Annotated in this window: 14 protein-coding genes; 7 read left to right on the top strand and 7 right to left on the bottom strand. The window is 73.2% G+C overall.

Annotated elements, in window-relative coordinates; genetic code table 11:
* Window positions 1–32 precede the first annotated feature (32 nt).
* From ABD385_RS13535 to ABD385_RS13515, 5 genes are all read right to left on the bottom strand, one after another.
* Window positions 33–212 (bottom strand): DUF6104 family protein, encoded by a 180-nt coding sequence (locus ABD385_RS13535; RefSeq protein WP_126916014.1) that lies wholly within the window; start codon window positions 210–212, stop codon window positions 33–35.
* Between the two features lie 169 nt (window positions 213–381).
* Window positions 382–4,155, bottom strand: coding sequence for a multifunctional oxoglutarate decarboxylase/oxoglutarate dehydrogenase thiamine pyrophosphate-binding subunit/dihydrolipoyllysine-residue succinyltransferase subunit (locus ABD385_RS13530; RefSeq protein WP_344575434.1), 3,774 nt, complete (start codon window positions 4,153–4,155; stop codon window positions 382–384).
* Window positions 4,156–4,392: 237 nt separating this feature from the next.
* Window positions 4,393–5,526 (bottom strand): sensor histidine kinase, encoded by a 1,134-nt coding sequence (locus tag ABD385_RS13525; RefSeq protein ID WP_344575433.1) that lies wholly within the window; start codon window positions 5,524–5,526, stop codon window positions 4,393–4,395.
* The gene (locus ABD385_RS13520) at window positions 5,523–6,263 is read right to left on the bottom strand and encodes a response regulator transcription factor (RefSeq protein WP_016570288.1); all 741 of its coding nucleotides are present in this window, start codon (window positions 6,261–6,263) and stop codon (window positions 5,523–5,525) included. Before ABD385_RS13520 ends, ABD385_RS13525 begins: the two co-directional genes overlap by 4 nt.
* 83 nt (window positions 6,264–6,346) lie before the next feature.
* The gene (locus ABD385_RS13515) at window positions 6,347–7,099 is read right to left on the bottom strand and encodes a spermidine synthase family protein (RefSeq protein WP_344575432.1); all 753 of its coding nucleotides are present in this window, start codon (window positions 7,097–7,099) and stop codon (window positions 6,347–6,349) included.
* A gap of 204 nt (window positions 7,100–7,303) precedes the next feature.
* Between ABD385_RS13515 and ABD385_RS13510 the strand changes: the two genes are divergently transcribed.
* The 3 genes from ABD385_RS13510 (at window position 7,304) to lon (ending at window position 11,800) form a co-directional block, all read left to right on the top strand.
* Window positions 7,304–8,158 carry a rhomboid-like protein gene (locus ABD385_RS13510; RefSeq protein ID WP_344575431.1) on the top strand — a complete coding sequence of 285 codons (855 nt, stop codon included), beginning with the start codon at window positions 7,304–7,306 and terminating at the stop codon, window positions 8,156–8,158.
* 124 nt (window positions 8,159–8,282) lie between these two features.
* Window positions 8,283–9,197: a pentapeptide repeat-containing protein gene (locus ABD385_RS13505; RefSeq protein ID WP_344575430.1), complete on the top strand. Its 915-nt coding sequence runs from the start codon at window positions 8,283–8,285 to the stop codon at window positions 9,195–9,197.
* 161 nt (window positions 9,198–9,358) lie between these two features.
* Window positions 9,359–11,800: an endopeptidase La gene (gene lon / locus ABD385_RS13500; protein WP_344575429.1), complete on the top strand. Its 2,442-nt coding sequence runs from the start codon at window positions 9,359–9,361 to the stop codon at window positions 11,798–11,800.
* An 86-nt stretch (window positions 11,801–11,886) separates the two neighbouring features.
* Here lon and ABD385_RS13495 read toward each other — a convergent pair whose 3' ends face one another.
* Window positions 11,887–12,747, bottom strand: coding sequence for a lysozyme (locus tag ABD385_RS13495; RefSeq protein ID WP_344575428.1), 861 nt, complete (start codon window positions 12,745–12,747; stop codon window positions 11,887–11,889).
* Window positions 12,748–13,037: 290 nt separating this feature from the next.
* On the opposite strand from ABD385_RS13495, the gene ABD385_RS13490 reads away from it, so the two are divergent.
* Window positions 13,038–13,529 (top strand): MarR family winged helix-turn-helix transcriptional regulator, encoded by a 492-nt coding sequence (locus tag ABD385_RS13490; protein ID WP_425585397.1) that lies wholly within the window; start codon window positions 13,038–13,040, stop codon window positions 13,527–13,529.
* Between the two features lie 57 nt (window positions 13,530–13,586).
* Here the strand turns inward: ABD385_RS13490 and ABD385_RS13485 are convergent, their stop codons facing one another.
* Entirely contained in the window at window positions 13,587–14,432 is an 846-nt protein-coding gene (locus tag ABD385_RS13485; RefSeq protein WP_344575427.1) for a hypothetical protein, read from the bottom strand.
* A gap of 621 nt (window positions 14,433–15,053) precedes the next feature.
* Here ABD385_RS13485 and ABD385_RS13480 point away from each other — a divergent pair.
* Genes ABD385_RS13480 through ABD385_RS13470 form a run of 3 tightly spaced genes read left to right on the top strand, consistent with a single transcriptional unit; the run spans window position 15,054 to window position 18,996 of the window.
* Entirely contained in the window at window positions 15,054–18,107 is a 3,054-nt protein-coding gene (locus ABD385_RS13480) for a sensor histidine kinase (protein ID WP_344575426.1), read from the top strand.
* Window positions 18,104–18,598, top strand: a complete 495-nt coding sequence (locus ABD385_RS13475; RefSeq protein WP_344575425.1) for a roadblock/LC7 domain-containing protein — start codon at window positions 18,104–18,106, stop codon at window positions 18,596–18,598. The genes ABD385_RS13480 and ABD385_RS13475 overlap by 4 nt, the downstream gene beginning before the upstream one ends.
* Window positions 18,595–18,996 (top strand): DUF742 domain-containing protein, encoded by a 402-nt coding sequence (locus ABD385_RS13470; RefSeq protein WP_344575424.1) that lies wholly within the window; start codon window positions 18,595–18,597, stop codon window positions 18,994–18,996. The genes ABD385_RS13475 and ABD385_RS13470 overlap by 4 nt, the downstream gene beginning before the upstream one ends.
* The last annotated feature ends 79 nt before the right edge of the window (window positions 18,997–19,075 follow it).

Genomic DNA, 19,075 nt, shown 5'->3' with positions numbered 1-19,075 from the left:
CGGCGCCCCCGTCGGTCGGGCGCCCGCCGCTCCTACTCGTCGTCCTCGTCGTCCAGCCGGGCCAGCCAGGTGGCCAGCCGCTCCACCGGAACCTCGAAGTCCGGGTTGAGGTCGACGAACGTGCGGAGCTGCTCGGCCACCCACCCGAGGGAGACCTCCTCCTCGCCGCGCCGGTTCTCCAGCTCCTCGATGCCGCGGTCAGTGAAATACACGTGCTCTCCAGCAGGTCAAAAGGACAGTGCGGCCAGGATAGGCAGCCGCACCGGGCCGCCGTGCCACCGGTCGGGGGCGGCCGCAGCACCCCGGACACCCCGAAGGGCCCGCCCCACCCAACGGTGGGAACGGGCCCTTCGCGGACCGCGCTCAGTGGTGGCTAGACGCTCACGCGTCGAAGACCTCGGCCACCAGCTGGGCCTGCTCGGCCTGGTGCCGCTTGGCCGAGCCGACCGCCGGCGACGAGCCGTGCGGCCGCGAGATGCGACGCAGGCGCTCACCGTGCGGGACGTCGGCGCCGACCGCCAGGTCCAGGTGGTCGATCAGGTTCAGGCCGAGGAACGGCCAGGCACCCTGGTTCGCCGGCTCCTCCTGCGCCCACAGGTACTTCTCGGCGTTCGGGAACTTGGCGATCTCCGCCTGGAGCTCCTTGCCGGGCAGCGGGTACAGCCGCTCGATCCGGACCAGCGCGGTGTCGAACGCGCCGCGCTTGTTCCGCTCCTCCTCCAGGTCGTAGTAGACCTTGCCGGAGCAGAAGACGACCTTGCGGACGTCCTCGGGCTTGACCGCGGCGTCGCCGATGACCGGACGGAAGCCGCCGGTGGTGAACTCCGCCGCCTTCGACGCCGCGGCCTTCAGACGCAGCATCGACTTCGGGGTGAAGACGACCAGCGGCTTGTGGTGCGGGTTGTGCACCTGCCAGCGCAGCAGGTGGAAGTAGTTCGACGGGAGCGTCGGCATCGCGACGGTCATGTTGTTCTGCGCGCACAGCTGGAGGAAGCGCTCGATCCGGGCCGAGGAGTGGTCCGGGCCCTGGCCCTCGTAGCCGTGCGGGAGCAGCAGGGTGACGCCGGAGGTCTGGCCCCACTTCTGCTCCGCGGACGAGATGAACTCGTCGATGACGGTCTGCGCGCCGTTGGTGAAGTCACCGAACTGCGCCTCCCACATCACCAGCGCGTCCGGACGGGCCAGCGAGTAGCCGTACTCGAAGCCCATCGCCGCGTACTCGCTGAGCAGCGAGTCGTAGACGTTGAAGCGGGCCTGGTCCTCCGACAGGTACAGCAGCGGGGTGTAGTCCTCGCCGGTCTGCCGGTCGATCAGCACCGCGTGGCGCGAGCCGAACGTGCCGCGGCGGGAGTCCTGGCCGGCGAGCCGGACCGGGGTGCCCTCCATCAGCAGCGAACCGATGGCCAGGGTCTCGCCCATGCCCCAGTCGATGGTGCCTTCCTCGACCATCGTCGCCCGGCGCTGCAGCTGGGGCAGCAGCCGCGGGTGGACGGTGATGTTGTCGGGGATGTTGACCTGCGACTCGGCGATCCGCTTGACGACCTCCTGGGAGACCGCGGTCTCCACGTGGACCGGGAACTCGGCCTGCGGCTGCGGCACCTCGGGCGCGGCCGGCGTGGTCGTGGCGTCGCGGACCTCGGTGAAGACCTTCTCCAGCTGGCCCTGGAAGTCCTGGAGCGCCTGCTCCGCCTCTTCGAGGGTGATGTCGCCCCGGCCGATCAGCGACTCGGTGTAGAGCTTGCGCACCGAACGCTTCTTGTCGATCAGGTCGTACATCAGCGGCTGGGTGAAGGCCGGGTTGTCCAGCTCGTTGTGGCCGCGGCGGCGGTAGCAGATGAGGTCGATGACCACGTCCTTGTTGAACGCCTGGCGGAACTCGAAGGCGAGCCGGGCGACCCGGACGACGGCCTCGGGGTCGTCGCCGTTGACGTGGAAGATCGGCGCCTCGATCATGCGGGCCACGTCGGTGGCGTACATGGAGGAGCGCGAGGACTCCGGCGCGGCGGTGAAGCCGACCTGGTTGTTGATGACCACGTGCACCGTGCCGCCGGTGCGGTAGCCGCGCAGCTGGGACATGTTCAGCGTCTCCGCGACCACGCCCTGACCGGCGAACGCCGCGTCACCGTGCAGCTGGATCGGCAGGACCGTGAAGTCCGTGCCGCCCTTGTTGATGATGTCCTGCTTGGCGCGGGAGACACCCTCGACGACCGGGTCCACGGCCTCCAGGTGGGAGGGGTTGGCGGTGAGCGAGACCTTGATCTGCTCGCCGTCCAGGCCGGTGAAGGTGCCCTCGGCGCCCAGGTGGTACTTCACGTCGCCGGAGCCGTGCATCGACTTCGGGTCGAGGTTGCCCTCGAACTCGCGGAAGAGCTGCGCGTAGGACTTGCCGACGATGTTCGCCAGCACGTTGAGCCGGCCGCGGTGGGCCATGCCGATGACGGCCTCGTCCAGTCGCGCCTCGGCCGCGGAGTCGATGACCGCGTCCAGCAGCGGGATGACCGATTCGCCGCCCTCCAGGGAGAAGCGCTTCTGGCCGACGTACTTGGTCTGCAGGAACGTCTCGAACGCCTCGGCGGAGTTCAGCCGGCGCAGGATGCGCAGCTGCTCGTCGCGCTCGGGCGACTTGTGCGAGCGCTCGACCCGGTCCTGGATCCACTTGCGCTGCTTGGGGTCCTGGATGTGCATGAACTCGATGCCGGTGGTGCGGCAGTACGAGTCGCGCAGCACGCCCAGGATGTCGCGCAGCTTCATCATCGACTTGCCGGCGAAGCCGCCGACCGCGAACTCCCGCTCCAGGTCCCACAGGGTGAGGCCGTGCTCGGTGATGTCCAGGTCGGGGTGCTTGCGCTGGTGGTACTCCAGCGGGTCGGTGTCGGCCATGACGTGGCCGCGCTGCCGGTAGGAGTGGATCAGCTCGAAGACCCGCGCGGCCTTGGTGACGTCGTCGTCGTGCGACGCGTCGATGTCGCGCATCCAGCGGATCGGCTCGTAGGGGATCCGCAGCGACTTGAAGATGTCGTCGTAGAAGTCGTTCTCGCCGAGCAGCAGCTGACTCATGATCCGCAGGAACTCGCCGGAGGCGGCGCCCTGGATCACACGGTGGTCGTAGGTGCTGGTCAGCGTCATGACCTTGGAGACGCCCAGCTTGTTCAGGGCGTCCTGCGAGGTGCCCTGGAACTCGGCCGGGTAGTCCATCGAGCCGACGCCCATGATCATGGCCTGGCCGGGCATCAGGCGCGGCACCGAGTGGACGGTGCCGATGCCGCCGGGGTTGGTCAGCGACGCGGTGACCCCGGTGAAGTCGTCCATCGTGAGCTTGTTGTCCCGGGCCCGGCGGACGATGTCCTCGTACGCCTGCCAGAACTCGAAGAAGCTCAGCGTCTCGGCCTTCTTGATCGCCGCGACGACCAGCTGGCGCTCGCCCTTCGCCTTGACCAGGTCGATGGCCAGGCCGAGGTTGATGTGCGCCGGCTTGACCAGCGTCGGCTTGCCGTCCTTCTCCGCGAAGGAGTTGTTCATCGACGGCATGGCCTTGAGGGCCTGCACCATCGCGTACCCGATGACGTGCGTGAAGGAGACCTTCCCGCCGCGGGCGCGCTTGAGGTGGTTGTTGATGACGATGCGGTTGTCGAACAACAGCTTCACCGGGACCGCACGGACGGACGTGGCCGTCGGCAGCTCCAGGGACGCGCTCATGTTCTTCGCCACGGCCGCCGACGGGCCGCGCAGGGTCACCAGCTCGGGGCCCTCGGGCGCCGCACCGTTGCTCGCGGCGGGCTGCTTGGCCGCCGGGGCCGGCTTCGCCGCGGGCTTCGCCGGCGCCGGCGCGGCGCTGGCAGCGGGCTTCGCCGGGGCGGCGGCCGCGGTGGGGGGCTTCGGGGCCTCAGCGGCGGGAGCCGCGGGAGCCGGCGCCGACGGGGCCGGGGCCGCCGGAGCAGCGCCTGCTGCCGGCTGGCTCGGCGCGCTGGCGGCGCCTGGCTTGTAGTCGGCAAAGAAGTCCCACCAGGCTCGGTCTACCGAGTTCGGGTCCTGGAGGTACTGCTGGTAGATCTCGTCGACGAGCCACTCGTTGGAGCCGAACGCGGCAGCGGGATTCTTCCGCTGCTCTTCCTGTTCGGCCGAGACACTCGCACTGTTGGGGGACTGTAGCGACACGGCGGCAACCGCCCTCTTCCGCTTCCTAAGGTGGTGGACAGCGGGAATAAAGGCTACGCCTCTTGTGACCTTTGGTGCAGTCCGGGAGGGCCACTCGTCGCGCACGTCACATTCACCGAAGGGTTTCGGAGCTCGACTTGGCGGGAAACACACGTGGTTTGGCTGCGTGCGGGTAGCACTGAGAGCCGTCGCACCCCGCAATGAGTGCTCCCACCACCGACCCTACGACAGTCGGCGTCAACCTCGGGATGACTCCAGCCCCGGAAGAGCGACCCGGATCCGGCAACCCCGGGGTGATTCGGCCACCCCGATCCGTCCGCCGTGCAGGTCCACCGCCCAGCGCGCGATCGCCAGGCCGAGCCCCGTCCCGCCGTCGCTGCCCGGGCCCGAGGGGGCCGGACCGCCGCGGTTGAACCGCTCGAAGACCCGGTAGCGCTCCGACTCCGGGATGCCGGGGCCCTCGTCCTGCACCTCCAGGACCAGGCTCTCCGGCCCGTCGCCGCGCCGGGCCCGCACGGTGACCCGGCCGTGCCGGGGGCTGTGCTTGATCGCGTTGTCGATGAGGTTGGCGACGACCTGGTGCAGCCGCTCGGCGTCGGCGTGCGCGGTCAGCTCCGGCGGGGAGACGTCGAGGTGGAGGTGGACGTCCGCACGGGTGTGGGTGCCGGAGCCGGCGAGCCGGGAGAGCCCGGAGAGGGTGGCGGCGCCGCGGCTCATGTTCGCCTCCTTGAGCACCCCGGAGAGGTACGGCCAGACCTCGAAGCGCCCGGCGTGCAGCGGCACCACGCCGTTGTCCAGCCGGGACAGGTCCAGCAGGTGCTCCACCAGCCGGCCCAGCCGCTCGGTCTGCTTCAGTGCCGTCCGCATGGTGTCCGAGTCGGGCTCGCAGACGCCGTCGACGACGTTCTCCAGCACCGCGCGCAGGGCCGCGATGGGGGTGCGCAGCTCGTGCGAGACGTTGGCGACCAGTTCCTTGCGGTGGGTGTCCACCGCTTCCAGGTCGGCGGCCATGCGGTTGAAGGCGTCGGCCAGGTCGCCGAACTCGTCGCGGCGGTCCGCGCGCACCCGGCGGGTGTAGTCGCCGTGCGCCATCGACCGGGTCACCTCGGTCATCTCGCCGAGCGGGGCGGTCAGCCCGGTGGCCACGAACTGGGTGATCAGCAGCGAGGCGATGATCGAGAAGACCGTGATCACCCGCAGCTCGGTCGCCGAGTGCATCGCCACGAACACCAGGAGTGTGGTGATGATCACCGAGACGATGACCAGGGCACCGAGCGCCGCCTTGACCGAGCGGTACGGGTCCAGCGGCCGCAACGCCTCCCAGAACCGGTCCCACAGGTCCCGCGCCCGCGGCCGCCACCGACGGATCATGCGGGCGGGGTCTCCAGCGCGTACCCGACGCCGTGGACCGTGCGGATGCGCTCGGCACCGATCTTGCGGCGCAGCGCCTTGATGTGGCTGTCGACCGTCCGGGTGCCGGAGGCGTCCGCCCAGTCCCAGACCTCGGCCAGCAGCTGCTCGCGGGAGAGCACCGCACGCGGGGTGTTCGCCAGGCAGACCAGCAGGTCGAACTCGGTGGGGGTGAGGTGGACGTCACTGCCGCGCACCCGCACCCGCCGCTGGGCGTGGTCGATCTCCAGCTCGCCGAGGCGCAGGATGCCGCTGCGCGGGGTGTGCGCGGCCAGCGCGGCCCGCTCCACCCGGCGCAGCAGGACGTGCACCCGGGCCGCCAGCTCCCGCATGGAGAACGGCTTGGTCATGTAGTCGTCGGCGCCGACGCCGAGGCCCACCAGCATGTCGGTCTCGTCGTCCCGGGCGGTGAGCATCATCACCGGCACCGGGCGCTGCGCCTGCACCCGGCGGCACACCTCCAGGCCGTCGAAGCCCGGCAGCATCACGTCGAGGACGAGCAGGTCGGGCTGCCACGCCTCCGCCGTGTCCACGGCGGCCGGGCCGTCGGTGGCCGTCTGCACCTGGAAGCCCTCGGCGCGCAGCCGGGCCGCGATGGCGTCGACGATCGTCGGATCGTCCTCCACGACCAGCACCCGGCGCTGGGCGCCCGGCGTGGCCGCGGTGGTGCCGCCCTGGGTTGTCTGAGTCTGGTCCATCGCCCGCCCCTGCATGTGCCCTGCGTGGTCGCGTCTTGCTGGGCAGCAGCGTAAGGGCATGATGTGACAGTCGGCTACGCGCCCTACGCGGACCGGAGCGCCAGGTGGACCACGTCCGGGACGCCTCGGGCAACCGGGATCTCTTCGGTCCGTACGCCCTCGAATCCGGCATTTCCCAGCGCCCGCTCGAACTCCGACGACGGCTGCGCGGACCACACCGCGAGGACCCCGCCGGGGGTCAGCCGGTCCCGGCAGGCGGCCAGGCCGGCGGGGGAGTAGAGCCCGCCGTTGTCCTCGGTGACGGTCCAGTCGGGGCCGTTGTCGATGTCCAAGCACAGGGCGTCGTAGGCGTGTTGGCCGGCGCCTTCGCGCAGGTGGGCCACCAGGTCGGTGTGCAGGACCTCGGTGCGCGGGTCGGCCAGCGCCGGCCCGGAGAGCGCCGACAGCGGGCCCGTGCGGTGCCAGTCGATCACCGCCGTCTCCCGTTCGACGACCGCGATCCGGCCCCAGCGCTGCTGGCCGGCCGCCCGGGCCAGCGAGAAGCCCACGCCCAGCCCGCCGATCAACACCGAGGGCCGGGCGCGGTCGGGCGGCAGCGCGGCCAGCGCGGCGTCCACCAGGCGCCGTTCGGAACGCCCGTCGGAGGTGTCCATCAGGAAGCAGCCGTTGGCGATGATCTCGTAGACCGGGCCGTCCGGTCCGGGGGCGTGGGGGCCGGCGGCGCCCGGGTCCCGGCGCCGCAGCACCACCTCTCCGTAGGGGCCCTCGCGCCGGTCGAGGGTGTGCACGGCCGGCTCGGTGCCGGCGGTCGGATGCCAGGGGTGATCGGGAGCCATGCGGCCATCTTGGCCAACGCCCGGGGCGCGGTTCAACGGCGACGGACCGGGCGCCGGAGCGGCTCCGGAGGCCGGCCCAAATGGACGCGGTGCATCTCACGGGGGTTGCGGGTTGTGAGGGATGTCACTCGCACAGCTGACTCATGGATTGGCCGTGCACAGTGGATCGCGGACGGTGCGCGGGGGTGTCGGAAGGGACGTGCGATGGCGAGTGCGGTCGAGACGACCGGTGGTCCGCCGGTCGGGGACGGGGTGGCCGAGGGCGCCCCGGTGCTCCTGACCGGGCTGCCCCGGCAGCGCGGCGACGCGGCCGCACCGGTCGCCGCCGCCCCGCCGGCCGCGGCGGCTGTGCTCCCCACCCCGGCCCGCCGACGCCGGAGCCGGCTGCGCCCCTGGCGGCTGCTGCCCACCCCCACCGGCACCCCCTTCACGTTCTGGTACGCGGTCGTGCTGGTGGGCACCTCGCTCTACGCCGAGCAGGGTGACCCCTCGGTGGTCTCCGCCCTGCTCCAGGGCTCCAGCACGGACGTGGTCCACCTCGCCCAGGCGCCGCTGCTGGTGCTCGTCGCCAGCGCCCTGTGGAGCGCCGGCGGACTGCTCTCGGGGTTCGCCCTGGCGTTCCTCTTCGTGCTGACCGCGCTGGAGCGGCGGATCGGCGGGGTGCGCAGCGCGGCGGTGTTCTTCGGCGGACACGCGCTGGCCACCCTCGCCACGGAGGTGCCGGTCGGCTTCTCCGTCGCCGCCGGAGGGCTGCCGGACAGTTCGCTGCACCGCCTCGACTACGGCATCAGCTTCGGGGTGATGACCTGCGTCGGGGCGCTCGCCGGACTGCTGCCGGCCTGGCTGCGCTGGCCGGTGCTGGTCGCCGGCGGCTACCAGGCGCTGTCCGGCCTGCTGACCTACGTCGATCCGATGACCGACTGGGGGCACGCGCTCTCGCTCGTCCTGGGGATCGCCGCCTGGCCGCTGCTCCGGTACTGGCGGGCGCAGCGCTCCGGGCCGGCCCCGCTGCTCGGCGACCTCGGGCACCCGGCGCTGCGGCCCGGCCGGGCGGTCTGAGGCCGGCACCGCCCGCCCGCCCGTCCGGGCCGCGCCGCGATGCACGCCGTCGATCGCGGAGAATGGGGCCCTCGCGGGCGCCGTGACGAAGGGCGACCGCCGGCCTCAGGAGCAGAGAAGAACCGTGTCGCACGAGCGCCGCCGCCCCGCCCAGGACCGTCCGTCCACCCCGTCGCCGGCTCCGGACGCCGCCCGGCTCCCGCTGCTCTCCGACTGCGGCGACTGCTTCGGCCTGTGCTGCGTGGCGCTGCCGTTCGCGCGCTCGGCGGACTTCGCCCTGGACAAGGAGGCCGGCCGGCCCTGCCCGAACCTGCGGACCGACTTCGCCTGCGGCGTCCACCGCGACCTGCGGCAGCGCGGCTTCGCCGGCTGCACGGTCTTCGAGTGCTTCGGCGCCGGCCAGAAGGTCTCCCAGGTCACCTTCGGCGGGACGGACTGGCGGACCGCGCCGGAGACCGCCCGGCCGATGTTCGACGCGTTCGCCGTGATGCGCCAGCTGCACGAACTGCTCTGGTACCTCACGGAGGCGGTGGCCCTGCCGTCCGCCGGCGACCGTGGTTCCGCCGACCGTGCGCGCGCGGCCGGCGCCGTACTGTCCGCCGCCGTGTACGCCGAGCTGCGGGCCGCCCTGGAGCGGACCGAGGAGCTGACCCGGGGCACCGCCGAGGAGCTGGCCGGGCTGGACGTGGCCGCCCACCGCGAGGTGGTCAGCGTCCTGCTGCTGAAGGTCAGCGAGGCGGTCCGGGCCGAGGTGCCGGGCCGGAAGAAGGAGCGGCGGGGCGCCGACCTGATGGGGGCGCGGCTCAAGGACGCCGACCTGCGGGGCGCCAACCTGCGCGGGGCGTACCTCATCGCGGCCGACCTGCGCGGCGCCGACCTGCGCTCCGCGGACATGATCGGCGCCGACCTCCGGGACGCCGACCTGCGCGGCGCCGACCTCACCGGCAGCATCTTCCTGACCCAGGCCCAGGTGAACGCGGCCCGGGGCGATGCGGCCACCCGGCTGCCACAGGGGCTGCGCCGCCCCGCCCACTGGTAGCGCCGGCCGCCGCCGGCACGGGCCCCGCCCGCCCCAGGTGCCCCGCCCCGCAACCGAGTTGCCCGCAGGTGATCGCTCACAGCGAACACGCCCGGGGGAACAACGCCGCACCCACCGGCATTGAGTGAGTAAAGCTCAACTTGCTTGCCGAAGGGGAGATCATGACTGCTGAGTCCACGGCGTCCACCACGCTGACCCTGCCCGTGCTGCCCCTCGACGACGAGGTCGTCCTGCCCGGCATGGTGGTGCCCCTGGACCTGTCGGATGCCGAGGTGCGGGCCGCGGTGGAGGCCGCCCAGTCCGCCGTCACCTCCGAGGCGTCGGGCGGCAAGCCCAGGGTGCTGCTGGTGCCGCGGATCGACGGGGCGTACGCGGCGATCGGCACGCTCGGGCGGATCGAACAGGTCGGTCGACTGTCCGACGGCGACCCCGGGGCGCTGATCCGCGGCCTGGGGCGGGTGCGGATCGGATCCGGCACCACCGGGCCGGGCGCCGCGCTCTGGGTGGAGGGCACCCCCGTCGAGGAGACCGTCCCCGACCCGCTGCCCGGCTCCGTCGGCGAACTCGTCACCGCGTACAAGGCGCTGGCCACCAGCTGGCTGCGCAAGCGCGGCGCCTGGCAGGTCGTCGACCGCGTCACCGGCATCGACGACGTCCCCACGCTCGCCGACAACGCCGGGTACCTGCCGTTCCTGACCGGCGAGCAGAAGCGCCAACTGCTGGAGACCACCGACCCGGTGGCCCGCCTGAAGTACGCCACCGACGTGCTCCGCTCCCACCTGGCCGAGCAGGACGTCGCCGAGTCCCTCGCCAAGGAGGTCCAGGAGGGCGTCGACAAGCAGCAGCGGGAGTTCCTGCTCCGCCGCCAACTGGAGGCGGTCCGCAAGGAGCTGGCCCAGCTCAACGGCGACCCGGAGGACGAGGGCGACGACTACCGCGCCCGCGTCGAGGCCGCCGACCTGCCGGCGGAGGTCCGCAAGGCCGCCCTGAAGGAGGTCGAGAAGCTGGAGCGGGCCAGCGACCAGAGCCCCGAGGGCTCCTGGATCCGGACCTGGCTGGACACCGTCCTGGAACTGCCGTGGAACGAACGGACCGAGGACGCCTACGACATCGCCGGCGCCAAGCGGGTGCTGGACGCCGACCACGCCGGGCTGGAGGACGTCAAGGAGCGGATCACCGAGTACCTGGCGGTGCGCAAGCGGCGGGCGGAGCGCGGGCCGGGCCCGGAGTCCGCGGGCGCCTCCGGGCGGCGGGCCGGCGGCGCCGTGCTGGCCCTCGTCGGACCGCCCGGCGTCGGCAAGACCTCGCTCGGGGAGTCCGTGGCCCGGGCCATGGGGCGGACGTTCGTCCGGGTCGCCCTCGGCGGCATCCGGGACGAGGCGGAGATCCGCGGCCACCGGCGGACGTACGTGGGCGCGCTGCCCGGGCGGATCGTGCGGGCCATCAAGGAGGCCGGGTCGATGAACCCGGTCGTCCTCCTCGACGAGATCGACAAGGTGGGCTCCGACTACCGGGGCGACCCGTCCGCCGCCCTCCTGGAGGTGCTGGACCCGGCGCAGAACCACACCTTCCGGGACCACTACCTGGAGGTCGAACTGGACCTGTCCGACGTGGTGTTCCTGGCCACCGCCAACGTCCTGGAGGCGATCCCCGCGCCGCTGCTGGACCGGATGGAACTGGTCCGGCTGGACGGCTACACCGAGGACGAGAAGGTCGTCATCGCCCGCGACCACCTGCTGCCGCGCCAACTGGAGCGGGCCGGTCTGGCCCCCGGCGAGGTCGCCGTGACCGACGACGCGCTGCGCAAGCTGGCCGGCGAGTACACCCGCGAGGCCGGCGTGCGGGACCTGGAGCGGTCGGTCGCCCGGCTGTTGCGCAAGGTGGCCGCCCAGCACGAACTGGGCGAGCGGGAGCTGCCGTTCACCGTCGCGCCGGACGGGCTGCGCCCGCTGATCGGGCGCCCGCACCACGTCCCGGAGTCGGCCCAGGACCCGGCCGAGCGGCGGACCGCGGTGCCCGGCGTGGTCACCGGGCTGGCGGTCACCGGCGCCGGCGGCGACGTGCTGTACGTCGAGGCGTCGCTGGCCGACGCGGAGACCGGGGCCTCCGGCCTGACGCTCACCGGGCAGCTGGGCGACGTGATGAAGGAGTCGGCGCACATCGCGCTGTCCTTCCTGCGCTCGCACGGCGCCGAACTGGAGCTTCCGGTGGGCGACCTGAAGGAGCGCGGGGTCCATCTGCACGTGCCGGCCGGTGCCGTCCCCAAGGACGGCCCCAGCGCGGGCATCACGATGACCACCGCACTGGCCTCGCTGCTCTCCGGCCGTCCGGTCCGGCCGGACGTCGCGATGACCGGTGAGGTCTCGCTCACCGGGCGGGTGCTGCCGATCGGCGGCGTCAAGCAGAAGCTGCTGGCGGCGCACCGGGCCGGCCTCACCACGGTGATCCTCCCCCAGCGCAACGCACCGGACCTGGACGACGTCCCGGCCGAGGTCCTCGAAGCGCTCGACGTCCACCCGGTGGCGGACGTCCGGCAGGTGCTGGAGCTGGCCCTGACGCCGGCCGCGAACGGCGCGCGGCCGGTGGTCCCGGTCGCCGCCTAGGGCGTCAGAAACGCCCTAGCCCGGTCCGGCCACCGGTGCGCACGGCCGGCCCGCCCCTGGAGGGACGGGCCGGCCGCGCCGCGGCGTCAGCCGTTGGCCAGCGCCTGGAGCCGGTCGTAGGCCCCGTTGAAGCGGTTGTGGTCACCGACCGTCGGGCCGGTCGAGGTGTACTGCCAGAGGGTGTGGAAGCCCCAGCCGGCCGGGAGTTCGCCGACCGACGAGCCGTAGCGCGGGACCCACAGCGGGTTGGTGCCGCCGAACGCAGCGGAGTTGCCGGTGCACTGCTTCCACCAGCTGGTGGAGGTGTAGATGACGGCGTCCCGCCCGGTGCGCGCCTTGTAGGTGGCGAACCAGTCCTTCATCCAGTTCACCAGCCCGGCCGCGCTCAGCCCGTAACAGGTCGCGCCGTAGGGGTTGTACTCCATGTCCAGTGCGCCGGGCAGCGTCTTGCCGTCCTTGGACCAGCCGCCGCCGTGGTCGACGAAGTAGTTGGCCTGGGCGGCGCCGCTGGAGGTGTCCGGCGTGGCGAAGTGGTAGGAGCCGCGGATCATGCCGGAGTTGTAGGAGCCGTTGTACTGCTGCGCGAAGGACGGGTTGGTGTAGCTGGTGGACTCCGTCGCCTTGACGTAGGCGAACTTCACGCCGGCGTTCCACAGCGTCGACCAGGCGACGTTGCCGTTGTGGCTGCTGACGTCCACGCCCTCGACGGACGCGGTCAGCGAGGGCAGCGGCGGCAGCACGCCGCCCTTGGTGCCCTCGTGCCGGGCGATCTGGGAGCCCGCCCAGTCCAGTTCCGGGTGGCGGGGCTCGGGCGCGCGCGCGGCGGCCGCGGCACCGGCGGTGCCGGGCAGGCCGACGAGGAGGGAGACGGTCGCGAGGAGGGTCCCGGCCACGCTGGCGCGCGAGCGCAGGGAACGGTGGGGGGAGCCGGATCTGAGCACGGGCATTGCGTGCCTCCGTAGATCTCGGTGGATCTCGGTCGGTGACTTTGCGGAGAAGTGACCTTGAGAGGGGGGAGAAACCGGGGCCACACTTGGTGTGGCCATGCCACAAATGACGATACGCGCGTAGACCCCCGTGACAAAAGGGGGTCGGGAGCTGCCGTTGGTCTAATCCTGCGAAATACTGTCCCAACTGCGGGTCCGTCCGGCCGGGAAGGAAAATTTCAGGCGACGGAAACGCACGGGGGCACAACGGGGGAATTGCTGGATGGGACGACGCGGGAAAGGGCGCTGACGTGCACGACACCGGAGCCGGCGGAACCACGGCGGACGGCGAGCCGATGGGAGTGGACCCCGCATTCCTGTCCCTGGAGCGCGAATTGGCGGTGTTCCTGCGCCGCGCCCGGGCCTCCTCCGGCGAACTCGCCCGCGAGGTCCACCCCGACCTCGAACCGGCCGCCTACGGGCTGCTGGTGCGGCTCGCCGACGCCGGCGCCCAGCGCGCCACCGACCTCGCCGCCTTCTTCGGCGTCGGCAAGGCGACCATAAGTCGCCAGTTGAACGCCCTGGAGAAGCTCGGCCTGGTGGCCCGCGCCCCCGACCCGCACGACGGGCGCGCGGTGCTGGTGCGGATCACCGACGAGGGCCGGAACCGCTTCAACCGCGTCCGCACCGCCCGCCGCGCCCGCTACGCCCGCAACCTCGTCTCCTGGGACCGCGCCGAGGTCGCCGAACTCGCCCGCCTGCTGCACCGGCTGAACGCGGAGCAGGAGGGCGAGGAGGGGTAGGGCGCCGGCCCAGGGGCGGTGGGACCCCGCCCCTTAGGCACGGCCGCCGCGTCCGGGTCACGGTGCGACGCGGACCACCGCCGCGTCGTCCCGGACCTTGCCCCGCGGATGCGCGGCGCACTCCGGGTCCGCCGCCTCCAGGGCCCGCACCCGGTCGATCAGGGCCTGCGGCCCGGCCCCGGCGACCAGCGCCGCGCACTCGGCCCAGGAGCCCGCGCGGAAGACCTCCACCCAGCGGCCCGCGCCGTCGCTCAGCGCGGTCAGCCCGCGGACCTCGGCGCGCGGGGTGGTGCCGGTGACAGCGCGGACGGCCACCGACGGATCGGCCGCCGCGGTGAAGAAGCCGCCCTCGGCGTTCCGCAGCGCCTCCACCGCACGGACGTACTCCCGGGCCGCGGCCGCGCGTTCGGTCGAGCCGGGGGGCAGCGCCCGGACCGCCGCGCGCCGGGCGCGGACCGCGGGCGGCTGCGCGTCGAGCCGGGTGTCGCGCACGGGATGCACCGAGCCGTCCGCCTTCTCCAGGAGCAGTACGGAATCGGACAACACCAGGTGTTCCACGACCTCGCGGGACCAACGGGCGGCGACCACCGTCGCCTGCGGCGTGCGGGGGTGAGAAAGGTCACAGGTGGCGCGGTGCGTGTCGGCCGTTCTGGCGAGCGCAGCGGCGAGGACCTCAGTCAGCGTCATGTCGCGGCGTGAAACCGACAGTTCGAGCATTGCGCCCCCGAGCCGTGCGGTGAACCACGGCACGGAATGGACGCAGCCGTCGTCCCCCTCCGGCGGGGTCACCCCGTCCAGCAGCACCAGGGCGCCGCCTTCCCCGGAGGCAGGTAGGGCGACCGACGCGTAGTCCTCGTTGGGGCGTTGGGGATCCCCCGGCTCGGTGGCGAGTTCGATGCGCATGTCGCAAAGTCTGCCGGAGGTGGCTGGAATCGAGCGGTGGCCGACGGTCGTGGCGGGCGGCGGGGTACCGGCGGCCCGGTCGGCCGCGGCGGGCCCGGGCGGCGGCTGCGGGCGGGCATCCTTCCAGGACCGGCACACATCTCCAAACCCGTCCGGGGGTTGCGCGGGGTTGCGGCCGGAGCGGGCGGCGCACGGAAGTTGATGGTCAAACTCCGATTGTTGTTCACTCGTTCAGGTGGCCGGACATGTGTTGCCGAGCCACTGCGCGGCACCGGTGGAATGGTCGTTTCCCGGATCAACCGGGGTGGTCAGGACGTCCGTCGCGACGTGCAGAGCCGGGCTGTTCCCCTTCGCGGAATTGTGCGCTGCCGCGGTCTTCGCGCAGATCCGCCCCGCGAGTGGTGAGCGAATCGGGTCCGCGACGCCAACACGGCGTGGGCAGGCGAGACAGGAATGCGAGCAGCGGTGCGGAAGAAGCGGCTTCGGGGCGGCGCAGGCAAGCCGGGGTCACCGGCCGGATCGGTCTCGGTACCGGGCACGGGCCCCGGTGCGGGACCGGGGACGGCGGGCGGCGCCGGGGACGGCGCGGGACGGCGTCCCGCGCGGGTCCGCAACCGGCTCATGGGAGCCGTCGCGGTGGTCGCGGTGGCGGTGCTGGGGGCCGGCGCCCCCGCCCTGATGACGGCCGTCCACGACGCGGGCGACAGCCAGCACCTGGTCGACCTGGCCGGGGTGAACTCCCAGGCCGTCACCCTCGCGCACACCCTCGCCGACGAGCGCGACGCGATGACCGCGTACGTCGCCGCCGGCCGCACCGGCCGCAACGTCTCCGCGGCCCCCACCGAGTCCCAGCGCGCCCAGGTGGACCGGCAGATCGACGAACTGCGCAGCCAGGCCCAGGGCGTGGCCGGCGACACCGTCGCGTTCGCCGCCGCCGACAAGCTCCTCAAGCAGCTGCCGGAGACCCGCCAGAAGGCGCTCGCCGGGCCGTCCACGGCCGAGCAGGTCTACGACGCCTACAGCGAGGCCGTCCAGGCGCTCGGCACGATCAGCGACGACATCGCCCGCGGCCTGCCCGCCCGGGCCGACGCCGGCGCCGCCGACACCCGCGCCCTGCCCGCCCTCGGCCGGGCCGTCGACCAGGCCGCCGCCTCCCGCGCGCTGCTGCTCGCCGGCCTGAAGGCGGGCGGCGCCCAGCCCCGGCTGACCGCCGCCGCACAGGTCGCGCACGTCCGCGAGCAGGGCGCGCTCGGCGACTTCAACCAGGCCGCCAGCCAGGACGCCCGGGACCGCTACCAGCGCACCGTCAACGGCACCGACGTCGACACCGCCGAGCGCTACCTCACCAAGCTGACCGACCAGCCCTACCTCGACGCCGGGGACATCGCCCTGAGCCGGCGCCGGGTGGAGTCGGCGCTGACGTCCCGCGTCGGCCTGATGCGCGGCGTCGAATCGGCCATCGCCACCGCCGAGGTCCAGCGCCTGGGCCAGCTGCGCGACGACGACGTGACGGACATGGAGATCGTCATCGCCCTGGAGGGGCTGTGCCTCCTGGTCGCCGTCGGCACCGGCATCTGGGCCGCCCGCACCCTCACCCAGCCGCTGGCCGCGCTGCGGATCGGCGCCAAGCGGCTGGCCGCCGACCCCGGCCACGAGGACCCCATCGGCTACAAGGGCCGCAACGACGAGTTCGCCGCCACCGTCCGGTCCGTCAACGCGCTGCACGCCCAGATCGCCGACACCGCCCGGCGCACCGCCGAGATGGAGGGCGAGCGCAAGCGGCTGGTCGGCGGACGGCAGCGGCTGGTCGCCGAGCGGGAGGTCCTCCAGGAGCAGGCCGAAGCGCTCAAGGAAGAGGTCGCCGCGCTCAACGAGCGGTTGGCGGTGCTGCGCACCGGCGTGCACGGCCGGTTCGTCAACCTCTCGCTGCGCACCCTGGGCCTGGTGGAGCGTCAGCTGGCGGTCATCGAGACGCTGGAGGAGTCCGAGCAGGACCCGGAGCGGCTGGACACCCTATTCAAGCTGGACCACTTCGGCGCGCGGATGCGCCGCAACAGCGAGAACCTCCTGGTGCTGGCCGGCGCCGAACAGCACGGCAGCAGCCACACCGGGCCGGTGCCGCTGCTGGACATGCTGCGCGCCGCGGTCAGCGAGATCGAGCGGTACGAGCGGGTCCGCATCACCTCGCTGCCGCCGCACGCCCAGGTCGCCGGGTTCGCCGCCGACGACATCAGCCACCTGGTGGCCGAACTCCTGGAGAACGCCACCGCGTTCTCCCCGCCGGACGCCCACGTCGAACTCTCCGGCTGGCTGCTGGAGAGCGGCGAGCTGATGCTCTCGGTCGAGGACGAGGGCATCGGGATGACCGCAGACCGGCTGGCGGAGGTCAACGAGCGGCTCGCGGACGCCGAGGCCGCCTCGACCTCCGAGACCGTGGACGAGGCGCTGGGCCTGGGCCTGTACGTGGTGGTGCGGCTGGCCGCCCGGCACGGCGCGCGGGTCCAGCTGCGGGACCGCGCGCAGGGCGGCGTCACCGCCGTCGTGGTGCTGCCCGGCTCGATCCTGCCGAACCGTCCGGGGCCGGTGCCCGCCGCCCCCGCGGCGAACCGTGCCGCGGCGGCCGCGCCGACCCTCCCGGGCTCGATCGCGGAGGCCAACTCCAACACCCTGCAGACCCGCACGAACCGGCTTGAGGCGGCCGCACCGCCGGCCGCCGCGGCACCCGCGGCGCCGGTCCCCGCCCCGGCGGCGGACGCCCCGCCCGCCGAGGCCGCGCCGATCGCCGAGGCCGCGCCGGAACCGGAGCCCGCCGACCGGACACCGGCCGGCGGCCGCGGGCTCGCCGGCGACCCGTTCGTCGCGGCGGCCGAGCGGGCCATCGACGCGGCGGGGCTCGGCACCCAGACCGCGGCTGAAGCCGCGCCGGCGACCGCACCGAAGGCACCGAACGCCCCGGCGGAACCGGTCGTACCAGCCGTACCGGCAGCACCGGCCGTACCGGCCCAGTCGCAGGGCCCGGCCACGCCGCCCACCGCCCACGACGCCGCCGCCGACGCCGAACCGAGCCCGTACGGCCCCCAGTCACCCGGCCCGTACGCGGCCGGGACCGTCGCCGGCACCACCGGCGAGCACACCCGTCCCGGGGAGACCACGCCGCCGGCCGAGGGCACGTCCCCGGCCGAGGGCGCCCCGGTCGTCCCGGCCCCCGGCAAGCGGCGGCACGCGGCCCCGGCGCCCGCCGACGCCGATCCCTACGCGATAGGCCCCGACCAGCACACCCGCCCGGCACCGGAGGGGACCCCCGACCGGGCCCCGGAGCCGGTCACCGCCCCGGACCCCGAACCCGCCGACCCGGAACTCCCGGGCCAGGCATCCCCGGCGCAGGCACCCGGTGCGCCCCGGCCGCAGCGCCGGACCACCACCGGGCTGCCCAAGCGCACCCCCAAGAACGTGGCGCAGAAGAAGGCGCCCGCCGCGCCCCGCAAGATGGGCTCCGCCAACGCCGAGGCACTGCGCCGCCGGCTCGGCGGCTTCCAGCAGGGGGCGCGGGACGGCCGCCGCGACGTGGCGGCCGAGATCGCGGATCACACCGCGGAGCAGACCATCCCACAGACGGACACCGACGGAGCGGGGGCCCCGGGAGAAAGCCATATCGGCGAGGAGGCACGCGATTGAAGGCGCAAGCGCCCACTGCGTATGGACACGGGCTGAGCACCCAGGCACGTAACCTGCACTGGCTGTTGGGGAACCTGGTCGACGAGGTGCCCGGCATCCACTCGGTCACGGTGGTCTCCTCCGACGGTCTGATGCTGCTGTCCTCCGACCCCGACCGGGCGGAGGACCTCGCGCCGGACGCCGGCACCGACGGCCCCCTGGGTTCCAGCGCCGACCTCGCGACCATCGTGTCCGGGCTCGGCAGCCTGACCAACGGCGCGGCGAAGCTGATGGACGGCGGAGCGGTCAAGCAGACGATGGTCACGATGGACGAGGGCAGCCTGTTCGTCATGTCGATCAGCGACGGCTCGCTGCTCGGCGTGCACGCCACCCCCGACTGCGACATGAGCGTCATCGCCTACCACATGGCGCTCTTCGTCGGCCGGGCCGGCCACGTCCTCACCCCCGAACTCCGCACCGAACTGCGCAAGTCGATGGAGAACGTCCAGTGAGCAGTACCCCGAAACTCCCCGTGCGCGGCGGGGACCGCAAACCCGCGCGGGTCCGGCCGTATTCGCTGACCGGCGGCCGGACCCGGTTCGGCCACGTGCTCCTCGTCGAGACCTTCGTGGCCGCGCTGGAGGCCCCCGAGGAGCGGCCCGAACTCACCTCGGGCGGCTGGGGGGACCGCGTGATGCCGGAGATGCGCGCGATCGTCGAGCTGTGTCGCCGGATGCGCTCGGTCGCGGAGATCTCCGCGCTGCTCAAGATGCCGCTGGGCGTGGTCCGCGTCCTGCTCAGCGATCTCGCCGACCAGGGAAAGATTCGCGTCTACGGCACCGGGCACGGCACCGGCCGGCCCGAACGCGCGCTGCTCGAAAGGGTGCTGAGTGGACTTCACAGGCTCTGACACGATAGCGACCGGGACGGGGCCGGCCGCCGGCTCCGCGGCACCGGCCGGCCCGGACACCGCCGACGCGGGGTTGCAG

Origin of the sequence: Streptomyces lunalinharesii (assembly GCF_039532155.1) — a bacterium.
Lineage (GTDB): Bacteria > Actinomycetota > Actinomycetes > Streptomycetales > Streptomycetaceae > Streptomyces > Streptomyces lunalinharesii.
This window is presented reverse-complemented; position numbering and strand designations above follow the sequence as displayed.